Below are 22,999 nucleotides of genomic sequence, written 5' to 3'. Positions count from 1 at the left end.
TTATAGGTTCGAGGATCTTTACCAGGTCATTCTATTCTGCATAGCTTCCCATAACCTCTTTATAAGTCTCTGGAGTCACAACAATTGCATCTACTGCAATTTCCTTTTCTACTTCTTTTCCATTTATAAGGTCCAACAGTACCTTTACGGAGCCAGCACCTACTGATTCTGCAGAGAAATAAGCGGAAGCTTTTACGCAGGTTCCTTCGGCCCCCTTATTATTCCACTCATCTTTGGACATGTACGCACCAAGCCCTACTACGCATGCCTCCCCGTCAAGCCCTGCGCTTTCCAGTGCACGCGCCGCACCAATACAGCCTTCCTCATTTGCACCTGTTACCAGCCATTTCTTAATCTGTGGGTTAGCAGTAATAACTGCTGCCGCGGCCATATTTCCCTTATCAGTGGTTCCGTCGTAATCCGCCTTGAAAATGTTGCCGCTGTTGAAATCCGGAACCAATTCTGTGAACTTATCTAACTCACCTTCTGCTCTTGGTACGCAGCTGGATACAGTATCCATAGTCATAACCATCAATCCTACTTCTCCATCAGAAGAAAGATTATTATCTTTTACGTATTTCCCCAACCATTCTCCATTTGCTTCACCAATTTTATAGGCGTTGATTCCAACCCAGGGTGCAAGTTTTTCACCAGCAGCATTCTGAAGGGCATCATCAGCGGCCACAATGGGAATGCCAGCAGCCTGTACTTTGTCAATGACCGCCTGGGACATGGTTTGATCCGGAATACAGGTTACAATACCGGAAGCATTGTTGGCAATTGCGTTATCAATGGCCTTTAAATACTCCTCTGGATTCATCTTTGCATCAACATAGATAAACTCTCCGCCTGCTGCTTCTACTGCTTTTTTTGCAGCTTCTCCTTCATCAATAAACCAAGTCTGATCTCCGGCTTTGTAAATACCATAAACAACTAATTTTTCATCCCCCTGAATCTTTTTTTCCCCACCGGTTTCCGTTTTAGTTGTCTCCGCTGTGCTGCATCCTGCTAACATTGCCCCCGCCATTGCTGCACATACCAATACACTTATCAGCCTTTTTTTCATTGTTTATTCCTCCTCTAAGATTTTTATATCAATCCACATTTTCATGTGAAATGTTACTGAATACTGTATGTATCTATATTGAGATCTCTATATCACGATCTCTATATTGCATTTTTCATGCTTGCTGCCAATAATTCCTTTTCCCGTCTTTCCTTTCTGATATAGTCTGATGCCAATGCAAACAGCAGCAAGGCTCCCCGGGCTACATATTGCCAGAAACTGGGCACATTAACCATAATAAGTCCTGTATTAAATGCCTGAATCAGAATGACCCCTAACACGGTTCCGCCCATGCTTCCCACACCGCCTAAAAAGGAGACCCCGCCTAATATAACCGCTGTGATGGCATCAAACTCCAGGTTAATATTGGCTGACGGCTGACCTGCATTCATTCTTGCCGAAAATATGATTCCCCCTAAAGATGTGAGCAAACCAATAATAACAAAGCAAAGGGTGTTCATTCTCTGAGGATTTAATCCTGCTAATCTCGCAGCTTCCGTGCTGCCCCCTATTGCATAAATGCTGCGTCCGAATTTTGTTTTTGATAGAATGAACCCAAAGATTACAAAGGACAAAATCATGCACCAGACTGCCAGCGGAATATTCAAAATCCTCAGTTTTCCTAATAGGATAAAGGATTTGTTGCTTATGGCAACCGGCTTTCCGTTGCAGATGATATAGGCAAATCCTCTCACAATTGCCTGGGTTACCAAGGTGGCAATAAATGCCTCCAGCTTGATTTTATTCACCATCCAGGCGTTAAACAGCCCTACCACTGCTCCACTGCATAAGGTCAGAGGAATGGCAACGGGCAGCGGCATTCCCCAGTTCAACAATAAGGCTACAAGGACTCCGGAAAATGCTGCCAGGGATCCTGGAGATAAATCATTCTGTCCAGCAATAATCAGATAAGTATGGCCCACTGCTACCATTCCCACCAGGGATGCGGCTACCAATAGATTAATCATGTTCTGCATACTTAAGAAATTTCGGTTTAAGGAAGTAAACAGTACAAATACTACAATAATCGCAGCAGACAGGACTAATTTATCTTCTCCGATTCCATTGACAATTCGCTTTGCAATACCGGCCTTCATCGGCTTATTCTTTCTCTCATTTTTGTTCATTATCATTACTCTCCTATCATTCCTAATCTTAATAATTCATCTTCCGTTGCTTCCTCACGCTTGATTTCTCCCGATATCCGCAACGATTTCATAACAATAATTCGATCAGAGAGACCAATTACTTCGGGCAGTTCTGAAGATATTAAGATAACTCCAAGCCCTTGCTTTGCGAATTCACAGATCATGCTATAGAATTCAGACTTTGCACCCACGTCAATTCCTTTGGTCGGCTCATCCAGAATTAACACTTTGGGATTTGTGGCAATCCATCTGGCAACAATACATTTTTGCTGATTGCCTCCCGATAATTCCACAATCTTCTTATCCGGTGAAGGAGTCTTTATCCGAAAGTTTTTTATGCTTTTTTCTACTTCAACTTTTTCTTTTTTTGTATCAATTACACCAAATTTATTAGAATTTTTATCCATTAAGGATATATTCACATTGCCGGAAACACTTAAGTTGGATAAAATCCCTTGCAGTTTACGGTCTTCCGGTACAAGAACAATGCCGTTTTCTATTGCCTCTTTGGGGGATCGGTTGGTGATCCTTTTTCCCTCCAGATAAATCTCTCCGGTCCGAAGCTTATCTGCCCCTATAATTGCCCGCATTAATTCTGTTCTGCCTGCCCCTACCAAACCGGAAAATCCCAGCACCTCACCTTTTCTCAAGGTAAATGAAGTTTCCTTCACATAATCGGAAGAGATATCTTTTACTTCTAAAAGGACATCTCCTATTTGCTTATTCCGGTCCAGATTATTGAAAATATCACCCAGGTCACGGCCGACCATCATCTTGATCAGCTTCTTCTCCTCGATTTCCTTGGTTATTACCGTATCCACGTATCGGCCATCCTTGAATATAGCCACTTTATCTGCAATACGCTGTATTTCACTCATTCGATGTGAAACATAAATAATAATCTTTCCCTGTTCTTTTAGTTTTTCTATGATCCGGAACAGACTGTCAATTTCCGAATCACTTAAGCTGGCTGTTGGCTCATCAAAACAAATGACCTTTAGATTCTCTCTGCTATAAGCCTTCATGATTTCAACCATCTGCTGATAGGCAATGCTTAAATCTTTTACTTTGGCAGTCGGCACTATCGGCAGACCAAACTCATCAATGATTTTCTGTGTCATTTTATTGGCTTTGGCAGTATCTATCACGCCCAGCCGGTTGGCCGGCATTCTGCCCAGAAAAATATTTTCCGAAACGCTTAACTCCAGCAGTATCTGCCTTTCCTGATAAATAACACTGATTCCCTCCTGAATTGCTTCATGAGGCGTGTTAAAATGCTTTTGTACCCCATCCAGCAGGTACTCTCCTTCCGTTGGCTGATAATCCCCATTCAGCACTTTTAATAATGTGGACTTTCCCGCTCCATTTTCCCCCAGGAATGCAAGTACCTCTCCCCCAAAGGATTGGAAGCATATCTGATCCAGCGCTTTCACACCCGGAAAATATTTTGAAATATTTTTAAACTCAAGTACATGGCCCATGTGTATTTTCTCCTCACCAAATATCAAACCTTTTTGACCGTTTCATGATATGTGTTATGCAAATCAAATAAAACACACTGATGTTTTATGACTTTCTATAGACATTATATCAATCATTCCAATGATTCTCTTTAACTCACAGGAACTTTATCTGGTTTTTTGTGTATTATTCGGAACTAATTGATAATAATTTTACACACAAAAAGACAAGGGGAAATGCCGATTCTCCCTTGTCCTTTTTTCTTCCCGTCATGCCATAAAGCTAATACCACTCTTCCTGTATATGTTCCCTGGTAAATACATACACCTTTCCTGGATTCTTATGCTCATCCTGAGCTGTGGTAACAAATAATAAATTCTTAGCCGCCCCGCCTATTATGCAGCAGGATACATTTGGATCCGGCACCTGCACTTCTTTGATTTTACTTCCTGTACCGGGGTCATAACAACAAACTTTTCCCCCGCCCCACATTGCAACCCACAGTTGGCCGCGGCCATCCATGCACATTCCATCGGGAGCCCCTTCCTTCTCATCAATGGAAACTGCTGTTTTTTTATTGCTTAAGACTCCTTCTTCCACCACGTCATATACATCAATCTTTTGGGTTGGGGTATCGATGTGATAGAATTTATCTCCTGATGGATTCCAGACCAGCCCATTGGAAATAGTGAAGCCATCGTATTTGGATATGACCCTTCCTCCTTTTATACAGTATAAGGATCCCGCCCCATGAGCTTTGGGATGGGTCTGATCAATAGCCATGGTCCCGACCCACAGATTTCCATATGGATCCAGTTTTCCATCATTGAAACGAATATATTCGGGCAGGCTGATCTGCATAACGGACTCTTGCTTCCCGGTGCTCAGATTCAAACGGATGATCCTGTTTCTGACCGCTGCAATCAAGTCACCTTGATCATTTAATGCAATACAGCCAACATAATCTCCCATATTAAATTCTTCTATGGTTCCGTCATGCAAGGAATAAGAATAAATGGTAAATCCTTCGATATCCACAAAGTGCACCTTATTTCGTGCCTGATCCCATATACACCCTTCCCCTAATCGAAGATCTGTGGCGATGACATCTCTTTTATATTTCATCCGCAGTTTCTCCTCTCCACATCTCTCTGTAGTCCGCCGGTGTCATGTCTGCATATTTGCGAAATACACGGCTGAAATACTGAGAACTGCTGAACCCCGTCCGCATGGCAATGTCAGTAATACTCTTGTTACTGTTCCAGAGCAATTCCTTGGCTTTTGCTATGCGGAGCATGGTGATATAGGTTGTGCAATTCATCCCAAGGTATTTATTGCAGTATTTTCGGATGTATCTGTCACTTACATGGTACTTTCTGGAAATTTCCTCCATATTGAGTTCTTCTTCTATGTGGTCGTTGATATACCGGATTACTTTTCCCACCACCCCATGTAATTCAGAATCTTCCTCTTCTTCCATTTTAATATACTGTTCCGAAAACACGATATACATCTGAGCCAGAGCCAGCTCCAACTGGGCGCTTGTGTATTCATTTTCTTCCGTCTGTTCCCGAAAAATTCTGCTCACATTCTCCAGGGCCTTACACAAATTCTCACAGGATACCATTTTCCTATAAGTTCCCGTCTGATTCAATGCCGGTATTTTTCCTTCAAGCTCTTTTGGAACGGTTACCGAATACTCTAACTGGGTAATGCAGCATGCGTTGCTCATGTCAACCATAAAAGAATGTCTTACATAGGGATTAATAATAATGCAGTCACCCGCTTTTAAGGGAACATATTCATTATGAATCTTCATGACACAACAGCCTACGTTTATGTAATTAATCTCTTGCTCCTGGTGCTTATGCATCTCAAATCTGTAACTTTTCTGGAACTTATATTTTCCGGCTTTTCTTATTGCCACTTTATAATCTTCATGGTTTAATAATGAATAAATGTTTTTCATGATTCCCTGCATACGATAACCCCTTTGACTTTCTTAGTGCAATACAACCAAAATGCAGCAGAGCAATATTCGGTATCATAATATCATAACCGGTGAGATATGGCAATTCCAGTTGTTTACATTATCCCATATTTGTCAAATGATTCTTTCGCACCCATTCCGCCCTTTATTGCCTCCGCCACGATCTTCTCCCCCGTAGCTTTTTCATATGCCCTTTGAATGACTTCCTTTTCTACTGCTTTTGGAATTACCAGAACCCCCTCTAAATCACCGAAAATAATATCACCCGGATAAATGCGTACTCCTTCAATCTCAATGGGCACTCTAAAGTCAATAACTTTTCCCCTGGGAGCCTGGTCCTGTGCGTATCTGCCATAGGAGAAACAGGGGAATTTTAATTCCTCTATTCCATTTGTATCTCTATGGAAACCATTGGCTACCGCCCCTGCAGCGCCTAATATCTGCATCCTGGTACACATCAGTTCTCCTACCAAAGCGTAGGAAGGAGAAGAGCCGGTACAGATATACACCTCATTCTTTTTTAAATCATCCAAAGCTTCCAGCATCAGTCCAAAGGGTTTCCTCATTATGGGATTTTTCCCATTGGAAAGCTCTTCGAACGCATCGGCCTCCAACACCGTCATTGCACGTCCCGCCACTACCATTCCGGTATTGATTGGCTGTATTCTCTGGGGCAGAAACTGATGAAAATACCCCATCTTATCTAAAATGTCACCGATTACGGCTGAATACAATTCACTCCTCAATAATTCAAACAATTCATCATCATTTTTCCATTCAATCATACTATGCTCCTATTCCACCACTGCGCCTTGTGCCGCTGATTGGCTGATTTTTTTATAAGTATTTAAATATCCGTCTAAAACTTCTTTTTCCGGACGGATCCAATGGTTTCTTCTTTCATTTAATACGGTATCTTCCACTAATAAGGATATCTCTCTTTTGTCCACATCAATTCGAATGATATCGTCATTCTCCACCAGAGCAAGAATCCCGCCTTCGTAGGCTTCCGGTGAAACATGACCAACAAAACATCCCCGGTTGGATCCGGAAAATCTTCCGTCTGTAATCAATGCACAACTATCTGATAAATTCATGCCTTCCAGGCATTTCATAGGACGATACATTTCCGGCATACCGGGGCCGCCTTTGGGGCCCTCATAGCGAAGAACAATTATGGTATTTCTTTCCACCAGCCCATTTAATATGGCATAGCACGCCTCCTGTTCACTCTGGAATACCTGGACCTTCCCCTCTATTCTCATCATGTGGTCCGGTATGGCTGCCGGTTTTACAACGGCTCCAAGGGGTGCTAAATTTCCTCTTAGGACTGCTACCCCTCCTGTTAAGTGAAAGGGTTCACTGGTGGATTTGATTACCTCCCTGCGTCTGGTAAAACCGAACTGTTTTAAAGACTCTCCCATGGTACTTCCGGAAACATTGAGACATTCCATATGGAGCAGAGGCTCCAATTCTTTCATGACCGCAGGTACACCTCCAGCTTCATAAAAATCCACCATATCGTAAGGAGATGCTGGATAGACCGATGCTATTTGAGGTATTTTTCTGCTTAATTCATCAAATAGGGTAAGAGGCAGCTCCCCTAATCCTGCTTCTTTGTGTATCGCCTGTAAATGCATAATGGCATTGGTTGATCCGCCGATTCCCATTAAAACGGCCATTGCATTATAAATGGAGTCTTTTGTGATGATCTGACGGGCTGTAATTTTTTTTGCAACCAAATCAACGATTACTTCTCCCGTGGTGTATGCAATCTGCATGCGTTTGGAATAAATTGCAGGCACGGTTCCGCTTCCCGGTAAACTCATTCCCATTGCTTCCGCCAAACAGCCCATTGTATTTGCAGTTCCCAGCATGGCGCAGGAACCAACACAAGGCTCCGCAATATTTTCGATCTCCCGGAATTCTTCCTGTGTGATTTCTCCCCGCTGTTTCCAGCCGATTGCCTCTGTTACTATATTTCCGTCATAATGTTTATTCTTATACACGGCAGGCATCATGGGGCCGCTATTGCAGAAAACAGATGGGATATCCAGCCTTGCAGCCGCCATCAAAAGACCCGGTACAATTTTATCGCAGGAACCAAGCAATACCAGTCCATCAAATTTATGAGCCCTAACCATGCATTCAACCGAAGAGGTTATCAAATCCCGGGATGGTAATATATACCGCATCCCATCATGCCCTTCTGCTATGCCGTCACATGGTGCAATGCTACCGAACACCATGGCCGTACCGCCGTTTGATTCGATACCTTTTTTCACCTGATCACACATTTCATTTATGTTATAATGGCCCGGCGTTGCATTGGTGTATGTATTGACAATGGCAATCAGCGGCTTTTCCAGAGCGGAATCCGTAAATCCCATAGACTTATACAATGCTCTTTTCAGGGCACCTCCATCTCCTTTTAAAAGCTGATTGTAGTATTGATACTCCTCCATCCTACTTTACCTCCACAAAGTCATTGGCGGCAACCACAGGAAGAGTGGCCCCTCCTTCTATCATTAAGGAAGTCCCTGTAATATATGCCGCTTTATCCGATGCCAAATAGACGACCGCCTGAGCGATCTCCTTTGTAGTTGCGAATCGTTTGAAAGGGAGCCGTTCTGCCGCTTCCAACCGGATATCTCCAGGCTCCCAGCCCACATCCGTATAGCCCGGAGCCACTGCAACCATGCGTATTCCCTTTAATGACAGCTCCATCGCCGCATTTTTGGTAAACTTTGTAACAGCCGCTTTTGTCGGTCCATAGATGGTCGCTCTTGGCCAGCACCCTTCTACCTGATTGGATGAAATGTTAATGATTACTCCTTTCACATTCTTTTCCACCATCCTTTTTGCAGCAATCTGGCTGCTGAAAAACAGTCCTTTCCAGTCAATTGCAGTCATATCATCAAACATTTCTTCTGTTGCATCTAAAAAATATACTTCACTGCTGATTCCTGCATTGTTTACAACCAAATCTATCACATCAAATGTTTCAAAGGCAATTTGATACATCTGTTCAATATCTTTGACGCTTCCCAAATCTGCGTATACAGCCAGACTTTCTACCCCATTCTCTTTGGCTTTTTCGCATATCTCATAGGCCGATTCCTTATCACTGCGGTAATTAACTACAATATTGTATCCTTCCGCAGCTAAATCCAAAGAAATCTGCTTCCCTATTCCTCTTGCTCCACCTGTAATCAGCGCTGTCTTTCGATGCATCCTTAATCCTCCTCGTTGTTTATACAAACCCTTTTCTTTATTGTAATTTCTTTCGAATGATCCGGCTTTCACAATATGGCATTTTTTCAATGTCTTTGTGTATTATTCGGAACTAAAATACGCAGTCCTGTTTTTTGGACTGCGTCTACCGTATTTCTTATGTTTTTGAATAAATAAACGGGTTCTTTTGAATAACACACTCTACTTGCCTTGAGTATACAAAAAAGAAGTCCGATGAGTCTGGTGAGGCCTTGGTTTTTGTTAATTGCAATTACTATTTAATATTATAAAGTTAAATAAATTTATATTTTCGTTTGTATGATATGGGTGAATTTCCATACCGCTCTTTAAAAGCTCTTGAAAAGTGTGCAACATTTTCAAACCCTGTCATAAAGCAGATATCTGTAACCGATATATCGGTGTTCATCAAGAGTTCTTTTGCTCGATCCAGTCTTCTCTCTCTAAGCCAATGATAAGGAGACATGTTATATATGAGCTGAAAGTCTCTTTTAAAGCTTGAAAGGCTTCTGCCTGATAAATAAGCCAAATCCTCCAGTGATACTGGATTTTGTATGTTTTCTTCCACGATCTTAGGAATATCTCCGCGTACCTGCTGTTTTAACTGCATCAGCTGCTGCATCAGATTTTCATCTGTAGCAGCAAGGTCATATAACAACTCCAGTAGTTTGATTTTTATAAGGTTTCCATCCACCTTTTCCGGTTCATTAAAGTATGGTTCCAGGGACTCCACATACTTGATAAGCCGCTCATTTACCGGTCTCACAGAAACAGGAACCGTCAGCTGGGGATTTTTTGCTTTGATATCCGCCATTTTAAAAAATTCCCTTAATAAATCATCTTTTAAAAAGAACATTTTATACTCTAATAAGCACGGGTCACCAGGGGCTTCTGTTTTTTGATATTGGATTGAAATTGCTTTTTTCAGCAATACCATCTCATTTTGATGAACCGTATAAATTTCCCCACCATAGCTGATGGAATAAATCCCGTGCTGAACGAACAGCAGAAGATGATCCTCCAGAAATAAAGTACCTTTCCGTTTTTGAGTAAACGTATAGGATTTAATAACAGAAAGTCCATTAAGCTTAAGTACGCGCTGACTATTTTCCGGTGATACCAAACCCTGAGGGACTTTTAACACTCTTTCAACCATTTGTTCTTCCTCCTTTCAAGGGATTTTTCCTGTCATATACATATATATCATATCATTAGGGAGTAGGGAAGTACTTGGGCTGAATTGTCATGTATATTTGAGCTGAATAGAAAAACATCCTCCTTGTCGTTATGGTATCATCATTGTACAAAATATAATATTAAAACAAGTAACCGCTTATAATAAACAGAAAAACACTAATAAAACGGAGGTATCATCATGAATAACTTTGCTTATCAAATTCCAACTGAAATATATTTTGGAAGAGGTCAGATCAAACATTTAGAAGAGTCTCTTCTAAAATTCGGACATAGGGTATTGCTTGTCTATGGGGGAGGAAGCATAAAGCGTACCGGCCTATATCAAACCATCCAGACCATCTTTTCTCAAAGTGGAGTTGAAAGCTTTGAACTTGCCGGTGTGGAGCCTAACCCCAGAATTGACACTGTACGTAAAGGAGTCCAACTGTGCCGGCAAAATAATGTGGATGTTATTCTTGCTGTGGGAGGCGGCAGCAGCATTGACTGTGCTAAGGTAATATCTGCAGCTGTGAAATATAAGGGTGATGCGTGGGATCTTGTGAAAAACGGAAATCTGATTAAGGAAGCGCTTCCGCTGATCGTTATTCTGACCATCGCCGCTACCGGCTCAGAAATGGACCGATTTGCAGTTATATCCGACATGAATACAAACGACAAACTGGGTACCTTCAGCCCATTGTTCTATCCAAAGGTTTCTATCCTGGATCCGGAATACACCTTTACCGTACCGAAAAACCAGACAGCTGCAGGAACCGCAGATATTATGTCCCATATTATGGAACGTTATTTTCACAATATTGAAGGAGCATATGTCCAGGATCGTTTGTCTGAAGGCCTTTTGAAAACCTGCATCCACTATGGACCAATCGCTTATCATGAACCGAATAATTACGAAGCCCGTGCTAATCTTATGTGGGCATCCAGTCTCGCTATTGACGGGATTACCTGGAGAGGAAATGATGTTGTAAATTCCGCTCATCCTATGGAACATCAGCTAAGCGCATATCACGATATCACTCATGGCGTCGGTCTGGCAATCATTACACCTCATTGGATGAAACATATCCTCAACGAGAAGACTGTAGGAAAATTTGTTGACTTCGGTGTAAATGTATGGGGTATTGATTCTAGTCTTGATCCCTATGAAATCGCTGATTCAGCCATTAAGAAATTAGAGAACTTCTATGCTTCCCTGGATATTCCCTCTACTTTAAGGGAGGTTGGAGTAACCGAAGAACATTTGGTTACTATGGCTGAAAAAGCATCTAATGGTCTTGAAAATGCCTTTTATCCCTTAACAAGTGCGGATGTTCTCGCAATTTATAAAGCATCTCTATAAACAGCCGTAAGATCCCCGAAGAAAGCACGGTGCAGTAAAAAAGCACCGTGCTTCTGATTTTTTTGTAAATTCCTCCTAAGGATGGCGTATTGGTATTCCATCGTTTTCATCCTTTCCCACATTTTTATATCATAAATTTTCAATAACCAAATGATTTCTCCAATATATCAGCTATTCTTTCACTTGCATGCCCATCACCATATGGATTGTTCGCATAGCTCATTTTTTCATACTCCGCTTTGTCATTAAGGAGCTGTTTAAATGTTTTATAGATTACTCCTTCATCTGTTCCAACCAGCTTTAAAGTGCCCGCTGCTATCCCCTCGGGCCGTTCTGTTGTATCACGCATAACCAGAACTGGCTTTCCCAGACTCGGCGCTTCTTCTTGTATCCCACCGCTATCAGTCAATATCAAATAACATCTTGAAAGAAAATTGTGAAAATCCAAAACATCAAAAGGTTCAATTATTCTTATTCTATCATGTTTGCCAAAGATTGTACTGGCTGCTTCCCTCACCACTGGGTTCATATGAATGGGATAGAGTACCTTGATATCTGGTGTTTCATCGACAATTCTCTTTATTGCTCTGAACATATTGTTAAGTGGTTCTCCAAGATTTTCTCTGCGATGAGCAGTCAGCATAATGAGCCTGCTGTCTTTAGCCCATGTAAGCTGTTCATGAGTATACTCCTCTCTCACCGTAGTTTTTAGTGCATCAATCGCAGTGTTTCCAGTCACATAGATCGATGAAGGGACTTTCCCTTCATGAATTAAATTATTCTTAGATAATTCTGTGGGCGCAAAATGATACTTTGCTATAATACCGACTGCCTGGCGGTTAAACTCTTCCGGATATGGTGAGAAAATATTATACGTTCTAAGTCCAGCTTCAACATGTCCAACCGGAATTTGCAGGTAATAGCAAGCCAGAGCAGTTACAAAAGTGGTAGAAGTATCGCCATGTACTAATACCACATCAGGTTTAACTTCTTCTAAAATATGTTTAATGCGATTAAGAATGTTGGTCGTTATATCAAATAGCGTCTGATTTTCCTGCATAACTGACAAATCATAACCAGGTATTACATTAAAAGCTGTCAATACTTGATCCAGCATTTGACGATGCTGCCCAGATACACAGACTATTGTTTTTAAATTTTTTCGAGTCTTTAATTCATTCACCAAAGTGCACATTTTAATTGCCTCCGGGCGTGTACCAAAGACCAGCATAACTGTTTTCATCCTGCTATTTCCTCCTTTTGTATTGTCAGAACATGTGTCACTTCAATCTTATTTCATTTTTTGATATATTTTCATTAATCTTTAAAAACTTAATTATCTTCAACCACGCTAACTTTGTATTTTCAAAATCGCTATAGTGTTGTTCAACATGTGAGTGATAGAATTCAAGTTCGTCTAATATATTATTAAATTGATCATTCCCAAAATAATTGCAAATTTTAGGAATAACCACAGATAAATCCTCTTTCATTTTTTTTATTTCTGCTTCATAATTATCTCTTTGCGTAATATAAAGTAAAAGTGGCTTGTACCTGATCCAGCCTATTGAAGCTTTTAGAAATCTAGTTGTAATAGCCCCTGAATCCGCTTTTAAAGCTTTTAATCTGTTAGGAAGAACTCCTAAAAGTAAATGTTCATAATTAGAGAAACCGTCGTGGAACGTATAGCAAGGAACTTTTCTTATATTACATTCAACAATGCAGGTACTTAAAAAAGTATCTTCTCCTCTTGCTCCCGGTGGGTTATAAAAAGGAAATAATTTATCAAGATTTTTGAGGTTAAAGCCCAAATTAGCACCCGAAATAAATTTCATTCCATTTACTTCTTTAACTGTTTCAATTGTATCACTATTAATAATATCAAGGTCGGCATATGTAACACCGCCATCGTTCATTTTTTCTTTTATTGAGTCCCAATTAATAATATCATTGCTTATAGATTCAATGAAAATTCTAAACTCGTCTTCCGAAAGCTTTTCGTTAAAATCCAACTGAGGTATTGGAGAAATATAACCGCAATGATGCCCATGAGTCATATCTGCATATTTAATATTGTTAATATGTGTTGATAATACTTCTTGACCTTTCCAAACAATACTGTTGTTTATTTTTATAGTTGCGATTGGATATTCGTCATCATCAAGGAAAATAAGATAGTCCATTTTGTTTTTTAACGCAAAATATAAAACTGCATTTCTTTTCATTGCATAACCTTCACCAAAAATCATTTTTGCTTCTTTTAGGGTGATAACATCTTTTTCTACCAGATATTGCATTTCATTTGCTATTGCAGAATTTCCTAAATAATAAGCGGAATCCACCAATGTCAATATCTCATCGTCTGTAATTTTGTAATCGCTTACTTTTGTACTGTAATACTTTAAATCATATGCCACAAACAGATGAACAGCAATTTTTTTCTTATCAATAAGTCCGGATTCATTCCAGTTATCGACATAGGTTTTTACAACATTTTTAAAATTTTTTCGTCCTGTTACAAAACCAACACCAACATTTATCTTCTTTTTTTCAATTTTCATTGCATTTAATCCTCATCCCATTCTACTAAATTTGGATCGGTATCCAGGATGGAATCGTATTGTTCTTTAATTCCAAATATAGCATCCGGATCTAAAAGCTGATACCTTTTATACTTTTCTTCTCGATCGACGGGCGTTGCCCAGCCAAGATGTTTTACTCTGAACTCTGATTCTGCTTTTGGAAAAGAGGACGTGTTTATGGGAAATCTTCCACAATGTTGTGCCGCTTCATTCCATATATATTTAAAGTCAGGTTGATATCTCATTAAAAACGGTCTATAAACGCTATGTGCATTCCAATATTTATCTTCCCGATATTGAGTTTTATCCCACATATCATATAGCCGAAAGCAATACAAATCATAATCTGGGTTATTAATGAGTTCCTGTACATTTTTCCAAAAATTCTTTTCTAATATTTCATCAGCATCCAGGTTTAAAATCCAATCTGGATTTGTTTTCACAGTTTCATCCCATTGCTTTTTCCTAAGTTCGGCCTCACCCGCAAACATAGATTTATCATTTTGTATGATATGCACCGGAATTCCTTTTAGTATGGCTCTGCACATATTTATTGAATTATCAGAGCTTGCGTCATCTATGATGACAGCTTCATCAATATGCCCCTTTAAACTTTCTAATACCTGTTTCAGATAACGTCCTGCTTCATTTTTTACTATCATGGAAAGAGTGATTTTATTTCCTTTTTCTTTATATTGACGCGCAAAGGCAAGGTCAGCTTCGCAATCTTTTACGTAAGCTTCAACTCCAGCCAAATCCTGCTCTCTATAAATATGATATGCCGGATAGGTAGTATCAACAAAAAGATCAATGCCCAGAACCGCTGCACGTATACAGAAGAATCTGTCTTCACCATGTATGGTCAAGTTTTTAATTGGCTTAAAACAGACGCCTTTCATCAATGATGCTCTGCTTAGCAATGTACACGCTCCCAATCCGCCCACTTCATACACGCCCGGTATCTTAAGCTGGTTTAAAAACTTGGTTTGCCGTATTCCCATCTCTTTATCACTTAAAACTTCGCCTAATTTCTTAGGAACCAAATCATATTCGTCATACAGCCAAACATTCGGTTCGAAAGGTCTGTTTTTATGCCATTGAGACCAAAATATTTCAGAAATTATATCCTTATTCTGAATTTTCAAATGCTCTATTAAATTAGGGTGCAAAACTAAATCGGAGTCCACAAAAAACAGATAATCATAATTATTGTCGATTGCATAATTGATAATAGAATTTTTGTAATTCGCTACTTTTAACATTAAGCTGTCGTTCCATAAATGGGACTCGTCATTACACTCATACACTCCTAGTCCCTTACCCCGGATGATAATAACCTTCGATTCTTCTCTTTCAAAGCCAGCTAACAACTGACTGGTTTCATCATCAAAATTGTCGTCAACAAACATATAGTCAATCTCAATGGTATTCCGCCTAAGATTTTTTAATGAACTTAAAAACGCCTTCAAAATTTTTGTTTTCTGATAAACCGGGCTGCCAACTAATACTCTTTTTTTATTCAAATTAAGTATCTCGCTTTCGTTTTATTTATTATTTTTTCTTCGTTTTCTTTGCTGCGACTGTTTCTGCTGCAATTTCCGGCTGTACAATTTCTTTCTTAACTTTTTTCTTCTTTAATAGCTTCTTTGGATTTTTATCTCCCATTTAAAATCACCTCTTTTTCCTTTATTTGTTTTTTTGATATCAGAACTTTAGTTCTGTACCTTTCTACGCTCTCTGCTAACCTGAATGTACCAGAGCTTCTTTCATACACAGCATTTCCCCTACCAGATAATTATCCGAGAAGCTTTCCCCGTTTCTTCCCACCTTCTTTCAGATTCCACCTCACGATGGACACCCTTGATATTCCGTTATGCTCTCATCGCCAGGCCGAACACGCGACTTTCACTCATGAGACTGCGCACATTGCTGTTCGTATAATAAAAAAAGCCACTTTTATACAAAGTGACTTTTATTAGCTCTATTTATTTGTATGTTGTCAGCATCTGTGATCAGAGAGTGCTAACGTATTTATTGTAACACTTATTTAATATATTGTCAATTTTAATTTCAAAATCAAAAATATTTCTCTGATAATTTTACTCTCCATCTTTAAATTTACAGATTTATATAGTACTGTTTTTGTCTATTTATACATAAAAACATCTGACTAAAATCCAGAGCCAAAACGACAATTGCTAGAACCTTTTTCGCAAAAGGCCACTTAACTTTCAACATACAAATTCTCTACTCCAAAGGTCGGGAGGGACAACGGCATCCGCGCCAAGGGACAGTGTATATTGACAGCGGCAATACCCAGGGAACTGTTATCAAAAATGGGCCTGCATTATTTAGTCTACTCTATTGATCGGCTGTCCATCAGAAAAAGCTCTGATATTACCTTGGATCAATGAAACTAAACGTTGTCTTGTTTCTAATCCCCGCCATCCCATGTGCGGAGTAACGATAACATTATCCATTGTATACAATGGACTTGCATCATCTAATGGTTCTGCTTCTTGCACATCTAATCCCGCACCTGCAATTACATTATTTTGCAATGCTTCAATCAATGCTTTTTCATCAATTAACGCTCCCCGTGCAGTATTGACTAAATATGCTGTCGGTTTCATCATTGCTAAGGTTTCTTTATTGATCATGTGTCTTGTTGATTCGTTTAAAGGGCAATTAAGAGAAATAAAATCACTTTGCATTAAAACTTCTTCATTTGTTGTAAAGTGAATATTGTCCACATCGGCTCTGGGAGTTCTGGTCGATACTAAAATCTTCATTCCCATTGCCTGAGCTACTTTGATTATTTCTTTTGCAATATTTCCATAACCGATAACTCCCAGTGTTTTACCGTTTAATTCCACATGGTCTACCATTAAATGTTTATGAAAATTATCATGATTACCTTCTGAAAGCATACGAATCTGTTTTTGCATTGAGCTTGCCAGGTTTAAAATCATAAGAATAGCTGTATGGGCCACTCGCTCACTGCTATACGCAAAGATGTTGCATAATATAATTCCTTTTTCACGCACTGCATCCAAATCTATATTATTATATCCAGTTCCGGCTTCGCAAATCATCTTTACACTATGAGGAAATTTTCTAATAATGTCACCAGTGACTTTCATTTCTTTTGTTACAACGATTGTAAAACCGTCAACTCGCTCTAAAATTTTATCTTCAGACGTTTCATCATAGATTGCCACTTCAGATGCAATTTGTGAGTAATCAATGTTCCCATCATAATTTACCAAACTGGCATTTAAAACCACAGTTTTATCATTCATAATTTTATCTCCTTTATGCCACCTATATTTTAACCTGTTTTAAGGATGTAAAAAACAGCTTTTTCAGCCTGTGTTCAATTTTGAACATATAAATTTATCCCAGAGTAAAATAAGTTTCCCCTGACTACTCATCAAGTCAAAAAAACACATCCCTCATTGCTTCACAAATCATTAATCAACAAGGTCATTTTGGAATCTTGAAAGATGCTCGTACGGAAGAATAAGTCTTCCTCGGTACAGGCCACATCCATCGTTAATAAGTGAATTATTCACTGCTGAAAACATATTTACATCCAATTTCGATAATTCAAGCAGCTGCAGCATGATACCTCTTTCATAAGCATCATCAAAATAAATATTTTCTCCTTTTGGAATTGCATCTCGTTTAGCTCTTTCACTTTCCTGTCGTTTTTCGTAACCTAAATGATTGGCAGGACCAATTTCAGCAAAATCGTCCATTTCTTTTGTACGAAGTTGTACTTCCACATAACAACGTGCAATGTTATCATAAAATGTTATATGCAGTGAACGATAGCCACTAGACTCTGGATTTACAACATAATCTCTATAATATGGGCTTATGCTCTCTCTTAACAAAGGCGATTTATTCTCTCCCTTAAAGGAAGCGATTTCTGCAGTAAATCCGCGTTCCTCCATGAAACCAAGCAACTGGTTGGCAACATCATATAGATATTTTTTTTCTTCATCCGCACAAATCTCACCTTCTTTCAGATGACATTTGGGAAGAGAAATCACGATTCTGTATGCAATCAGGTCCCGAAAACAGTTTAAATAGCTTTTCAGTTCAGGAAGTGAAGGATAATAGCCGTGTTTAATATAATACTCGTAAATATATTCCACAATGTATCCGTTAAATTTTGCTTCCGCGCGTATTAGAGATTTAATTCGGCCCTTAAAAGAAAACGCAAGAAAAGGATATTCATTTGCCATATATTTATAGAATTCCCGAATACGCTGAGACTGCGAAGTCAGGAATTCGTTGTGCTGTAAAAGTTCCGTAATTTGAAGTAGAAAATTACAGTGCACAAGATCAATCTGATTATGAGTTTCTTTCGACGACTGTTTCAAATCCTTAGTATATCTCTGTAATATCTTAAGAACGGTATCGCCTGAGTATAAATAATCATTTAATTTTATCATTATAATTTTCCGCATCTGTTCATTTATTCACAGATACACGTTCCTTTCTTAAGTGCTTATATATCTATTTATCAAAATATAGTCCATATTTTCAGCTCATTTTATCGACCAAACAATATTACTTCCCAACATTAATATGCAGTTCCCGAAATAGGATACCAATACATATGTATACGTACAGTTTTATGGTCTGTCAATTATTAAAAATATCTTCTCTTCACATAGTCAATCATTTCTTTTTCATCTATGATACAGCTGATTTCATCCCTAGCAATCTTTCCACCTCCACTGTTTGACAACCAATTATTAGAACCAATAAGCATAAATTCTTCATCAATTATCAATGCTTTTGTATGAATGGGAGGAGAATACTTAAGGTTTTCTTTTATTATATCTTTCAATTTGTTAATAGCTTCAAGATGTCCTTTTTTATCACCAAAATTATCTGCTTCAACTATCTTTTCTGCTTGATCCAGGGTATATTTCGTTTGATTATATCCGAAGCATATAGCAAATTGATTCTCATCATTGATTTTGTGCCTTACCAATTCAAGCATCTCATCGTTCACTACTGCATTTGTAATCCAAGGACATACAATGTGTATAGATTCCTTAGATTTTTGTATTGCATTTAAAAGAAAGTTATGATGATTTTGAGGTGTAAGCATCAAGCCATTAACCGTGTATTCTTTAAATAGTTCTTCGTATTTTTGAGATAGTGACGTTTCAATTTTAAATAAATCTAAAAACTGCCCAATGTATACTTTATCAATATTTTCTGTTAGTTCAGTTTTATAAATTGAAAATATATGCCCATACTTTTCTATTGTTTCCACTGCATACAGCAGATAGTTATTGCTATATTTATATGCTTCATAATTACCTACTACTATTAATTGTGTTTTTGCTCTTGTAAATGCAACATTTAAGAAATTAGGCTTTCGGCCAACGAAACTCACTCCATTATTTCTCTGTGTATCATCAACAGCAGTGCTTAAAATAATTATTTCTTTTTCTTGTCCCTGAAAAGAATGAACAGTTCCAATATCAACCCTGGGTATATGTGTGCTTAACAGTTTAGCCTGGTTTTTAAATGGTGTGATGATCCCAATTTTATTTCTATACTCCTCTCCGTATTGCTTTATATATAAATTTACTATATTTTTGCAAATACTCACTTCACTGAGATTCTCATTATTTTTATTCTTTGTGCCTCTAACATCAATAAAGCAAAGATTTCTTTCCAAAAACGCCTTCCTCTCATCCCCCTTAATTATTTTTAAACGATTTTCATAAACATATTTGTTTGAAAACTCCACAATTGCCTTTTCACAGCGTCTATGCTCATCCAATATAATTCCAACTCTCTGATTATTTAACATTTCGTAAACATCAGATCCTCGGTCTGCACCATTCTGTACACTATTTCTCTCGATGTCTATAGCACTTTCTATTTCAGCTTCAAACTCATAGCTTTCTACCAGACGTTCCTCAACTCCCCGTATTGGTTCAAGCTGAAATACATCTCCCACTATAATAGCTCTTCTGGCCCTGAATAACGGTGCCACTGCAGTATGCAGAAGTGCCTGTCCAGATTCATCAAACATAATTGTGTCAAAAATACCTTCAATCATATGAAATTTACTTTTATCAAACGAATGCAGGGTGGTTGTAACAATGGGAAAACATAAAAACAAAGTTTCCCACATCACCTTTATATACTTTGTATAAATCTTATCATATTTAAAATTCCCTCTGAAGAAATCCCGAAACCAGCTATCAGGATATACCTTTTCCAAATTATATATAATTTTCTTTTTATTCTTATAAATATACGCCTCGTTAACTTTTATCCCAAGATTAAATAAGTGATTTCTTTTTTTAACAAATGCAATATCATTAAACAGCAGGTATTCATTAGTATCCCAATCACAATTTAATAGATACTTCCTCTTAATTAAGTCAAACTTTTCTATTAAGCTTAGAAACTGTCCCAATATGATAAGATTTTCTTCTTTCTTCTTATGCTTCTTTTTTTGTTCCTGCAACTCCGACTTTATTGCTTCAACGTTTTTATTCTTTTCCTCATATTCCCGGAACATATTTTCTTTGATTAAACTATAATGGCTGATCCTACGCTTTCTCTCTTCCAATTGCTTCTCTAATTCTTCCTGCGTTCCGTTTTCCTTTTCAACTTTAGTAATTTTAACAATTAGCTCTCCTATTAATGGAACTTTTCTGTATTTGCAAATTTGATCAACTATTTTACTTATATTCTCAATATCCACTTTCTCCTGCTTTATATTATTTTCTGTATCGGCAAGCAGTCTGGTAATATCAATCATTTTATCCGCGTACACACACAAGATTTCTTCATTATTATTAATTAATTTAGTTAAATCGTCATAACCGTCTTGGAATTCATTCTTTGCGGTCTGAACCAGTTCAATGGTTACTTCTTTTTGAATGATATCATTGTGTATTAACTGATTTAAAAGAGTTGTCCGGCTGTTTATATAATCTTTGATTTCGGTTTCAGCAGAAGCAATTAACTCCCACCCACTATTGAAGTCCTCAATCAGTTGCAACGATAATTGTTCGTCATAAGCATCCGTGTCTTTTAATAATCCTATCAGCGGTTTAAGTGCTCCGAGGTTGAAAGTATCTATATTGCTTTTTCTACCAAGCCTTGCACAAAAAATCCCTTTAAAATTTTCATTTTTATACTGTTGTGACAAATGATTCTGTGCGATATCCTTAAAATACTCAACTTCTCTAAGCAGCTCCAGACCTATATTATCAATTGCATCATTATTAGTACTGGTTAATACCATAGATTTATTGCATTCTCCATTAAAAGGGGAACAAAATACTTTTTGGTTTCCTTGACCAAATTCTTCCCATGGTTCATTCCAAACAGAAATTAAGTCTTTCATCTTTCTAACAAAATTGTCAGAAATAATTTCTTTTAGAACTGTAGTTTTTCCAGTTCCCGGGGGGCCGCTAACAGATATCAGCTCGCTTGAATTATATGCTGATATAACCTTCCATTGCTTTTCATTTACAGAAAAATTGCTGTCATAGCTGCCATAATGAGTTCCATTATGTATATAATCAATAGGCACCGCTCTTTTATTTGAGTACAGATACTTCTGAATAATAGAAGGAACCTTTGAATTCTTTGTAAGTTCCTTCAAATGCTTCAATTCCTCGCGAAAAATAGGCTGCTGTAATTCATTAAACGCTTCGATGGTAATTACCAACTCCTCAGTTACCGCCCACCATTCATAGTCCTTGATATCCCATATGCTCGTAAATCCTTCATTGGCAAATTTACCTTTCATATCTTCATTAATAATCTTTATGGTTTCAAAAATATCCGGATTTTTAATACTGGATAAAGAGCTTAGCAATTTGTAAAATTCACTGCCTAAGGCATCATGCACTTCTCTTATTCCGCAATTCAGTATACTGGCAACAATTACTCTAAAAGCTTCCTGTTGTACTTTATAGTTTTTAATAACATACTTATCTTTTTCAATTTCACACTCAAAGGTTATAAATGGTACTTTTCTTTTCCCACAAGCTAAAATTGGATACAGAACCAGTAATGTATTATCCATAATGATACTTGAAACAGCGCAAATATTATCATCATAATCATCTGGAAAGCTATATTTGTCTTTGTCAATTATGCTTTTCAGGCTTTCTTTTACCGTATTTTTTCCGTTATTGTATATCAATAATTGTAGTATATCCGGTAATATTTTCGCACAATATTTATTATCCTTAAATTTAATTTTCTTGACTAAATTCGTAATCTTATCGACTTTATTCTCATTAACTATCGTTCGGATATTATCAACGTCAAAAAAGGTCTCTTTACTTAGATGTATACCTTTTCCTTCTTTTAGTTCGATATCATTTAATCTGTTCATTATTTCATATTGAATAAAATAATCAATTGTTTTCTCAAACTTCTCCATTTTCCCCTCCACTTCACCATTATTTCTTATATTTTATTTTAATAAGTATCTCCTTTTTTGGTCTTTGAGATGATAATTTTATGACCAACTTTCATATAATCATCCTCATTTTTTTTATTATTTTATTTATCTTAGCATATTACATAGCGTATTCCAATATAAACTCTTATATTTTTACGCAAATAAAAGACGCGAATTTTTAATCACACGCCTTTTATTTTAGCGTTTAATGTATTGTCATTTTTTACTGAAACGATTTAAGATTTCTACTTCTATGAAAAAAACACCTGCCAAAGCAAGGTGCTTTTCAAAATCTCCGTAGTTGCTTATGCTCTAAATGCATCATCATACTGCCTCAGAATGGGGCAATAGTAGTGGTGATTATGAAGAATGCTCGGATTTGATTGAACCTCCATCGCAGCCACTGTTCCAACATAACTTGCGGCTTTATCGCAAGCAATCAGGCCGCTATACCTCCACTCTTATTTTCTAATGTCTAATTTTAGTCTTAGCAG

Annotated in this window: 16 protein-coding genes; 1 reads left to right on the top strand and 15 read right to left on the bottom strand. The window is 37.9% G+C overall.

From position 1 onward, the window contains the following. Positions 1-31: 31 nt before the first annotated feature. From RT269_RS07900 to RT269_RS07860, 9 genes are all read right to left on the bottom strand, one after another. The gene (locus RT269_RS07900; RefSeq protein ID WP_313181706.1) at positions 32-1,066 is read right to left on the bottom strand and encodes a substrate-binding domain-containing protein; all 1,035 of its coding nucleotides are present in this window, start codon (positions 1,064-1,066) and stop codon (positions 32-34) included. 101 nt (positions 1,067-1,167) lie between these two features. Beyond that, positions 1,168-2,193, bottom strand: a complete 1,026-nt coding sequence (locus RT269_RS07895) for an ABC transporter permease (protein ID WP_313181704.1) — start codon at positions 2,191-2,193, stop codon at positions 1,168-1,170. Positions 2,194-2,198: 5 nt separating this feature from the next. Then, the gene (locus RT269_RS07890) at positions 2,199-3,695 is read right to left on the bottom strand and encodes a sugar ABC transporter ATP-binding protein (RefSeq protein ID WP_313181703.1); all 1,497 of its coding nucleotides are present in this window, start codon (positions 3,693-3,695) and stop codon (positions 2,199-2,201) included. A 262-nt stretch (positions 3,696-3,957) separates the two neighbouring features. Further along, positions 3,958-4,800: an SMP-30/gluconolactonase/LRE family protein gene (locus RT269_RS07885; protein ID WP_313181701.1), complete on the bottom strand. Its 843-nt coding sequence runs from the start codon at positions 4,798-4,800 to the stop codon at positions 3,958-3,960. Beyond that, the gene (locus RT269_RS07880) at positions 4,790-5,644 is read right to left on the bottom strand and encodes an AraC family transcriptional regulator (protein WP_312441481.1); all 855 of its coding nucleotides are present in this window, start codon (positions 5,642-5,644) and stop codon (positions 4,790-4,792) included. Before RT269_RS07880 ends, RT269_RS07885 begins: the two co-directional genes overlap by 11 nt. A 116-nt stretch (positions 5,645-5,760) precedes the next feature. Continuing rightward, positions 5,761-6,450: an RraA family protein gene (locus tag RT269_RS07875; RefSeq protein ID WP_313181700.1), complete on the bottom strand. Its 690-nt coding sequence runs from the start codon at positions 6,448-6,450 to the stop codon at positions 5,761-5,763. Positions 6,451-6,459: 9 nt separating this feature from the next. Beyond that, positions 6,460-8,130: a dihydroxy-acid dehydratase gene (ilvD, locus tag RT269_RS07870; protein ID WP_313181698.1), complete on the bottom strand. Its 1,671-nt coding sequence runs from the start codon at positions 8,128-8,130 to the stop codon at positions 6,460-6,462. A gap of 1 nt (position 8,131) precedes the next feature. After that, positions 8,132-8,899: an SDR family NAD(P)-dependent oxidoreductase gene (locus RT269_RS07865; RefSeq protein WP_313181697.1), complete on the bottom strand. Its 768-nt coding sequence runs from the start codon at positions 8,897-8,899 to the stop codon at positions 8,132-8,134. 292 nt (positions 8,900-9,191) lie between these two features. Further along, complete coding sequence (locus RT269_RS07860; protein WP_313181695.1) at positions 9,192-10,073, bottom strand: helix-turn-helix domain-containing protein; 882 nt, start codon at positions 10,071-10,073, stop codon at positions 9,192-9,194. 219 nt (positions 10,074-10,292) lie between these two features. Between RT269_RS07860 and RT269_RS07855 the strand changes: the two genes are divergently transcribed. Beyond that, entirely contained in the window at positions 10,293-11,453 is a 1,161-nt protein-coding gene (locus RT269_RS07855; RefSeq protein ID WP_313181693.1) for an iron-containing alcohol dehydrogenase, read from the top strand. Positions 11,454-11,592: 139 nt separating this feature from the next. Here RT269_RS07855 and wecB read toward each other — a convergent pair whose 3' ends face one another. The 6 genes from wecB to RT269_RS07825 all read right to left on the bottom strand — a co-directional run bounded on the left by wecB (position 11,593) and on the right by RT269_RS07825 (position 22,484). Then, complete coding sequence (gene wecB, locus RT269_RS07850; RefSeq protein ID WP_313181691.1) at positions 11,593-12,696, bottom strand: non-hydrolyzing UDP-N-acetylglucosamine 2-epimerase; 1,104 nt, start codon at positions 12,694-12,696, stop codon at positions 11,593-11,595. A 37-nt stretch (positions 12,697-12,733) separates the two neighbouring features. Further along, positions 12,734-14,014: a hypothetical protein gene (locus RT269_RS07845; protein ID WP_313181689.1), complete on the bottom strand. Its 1,281-nt coding sequence runs from the start codon at positions 14,012-14,014 to the stop codon at positions 12,734-12,736. 5 nt (positions 14,015-14,019) lie between these two features. Next, on the bottom strand, positions 14,020-15,558 hold the full coding sequence (locus tag RT269_RS07840) for a glycosyltransferase family 2 protein (RefSeq protein ID WP_313181688.1): 1,539 nt from the start codon (positions 15,556-15,558) through the stop codon (positions 14,020-14,022). Between the two features lie 828 nt (positions 15,559-16,386). Beyond that, complete coding sequence (locus RT269_RS07835) at positions 16,387-17,337, bottom strand: 2-hydroxyacid dehydrogenase (RefSeq protein WP_313181687.1); 951 nt, start codon at positions 17,335-17,337, stop codon at positions 16,387-16,389. Positions 17,338-17,508: 171 nt separating this feature from the next. After that, positions 17,509-18,498, bottom strand: a complete 990-nt coding sequence (locus tag RT269_RS07830) for a guanosine polyphosphate pyrophosphohydrolase (RefSeq protein ID WP_313181686.1) — start codon at positions 18,496-18,498, stop codon at positions 17,509-17,511. A 200-nt stretch (positions 18,499-18,698) separates the two neighbouring features. Beyond that, positions 18,699-22,484 carry an AAA domain-containing protein gene (locus RT269_RS07825; protein ID WP_313181685.1) on the bottom strand — a complete coding sequence of 1,262 codons (3,786 nt, stop codon included), beginning with the start codon at positions 22,482-22,484 and terminating at the stop codon, positions 18,699-18,701. Between the last annotated feature and the right edge of the window lie 515 nt (positions 22,485-22,999).

Origin of the sequence: Lacrimispora sp., assembly GCF_032078915.1 — a bacterium.
GTDB lineage: Bacteria > Bacillota > Clostridia > Lachnospirales > Lachnospiraceae > Lacrimispora.
The sequence above is the reverse complement of the archived record's forward strand: the minus strand, read 5'-3'. Positions and strand labels throughout refer to the sequence as shown.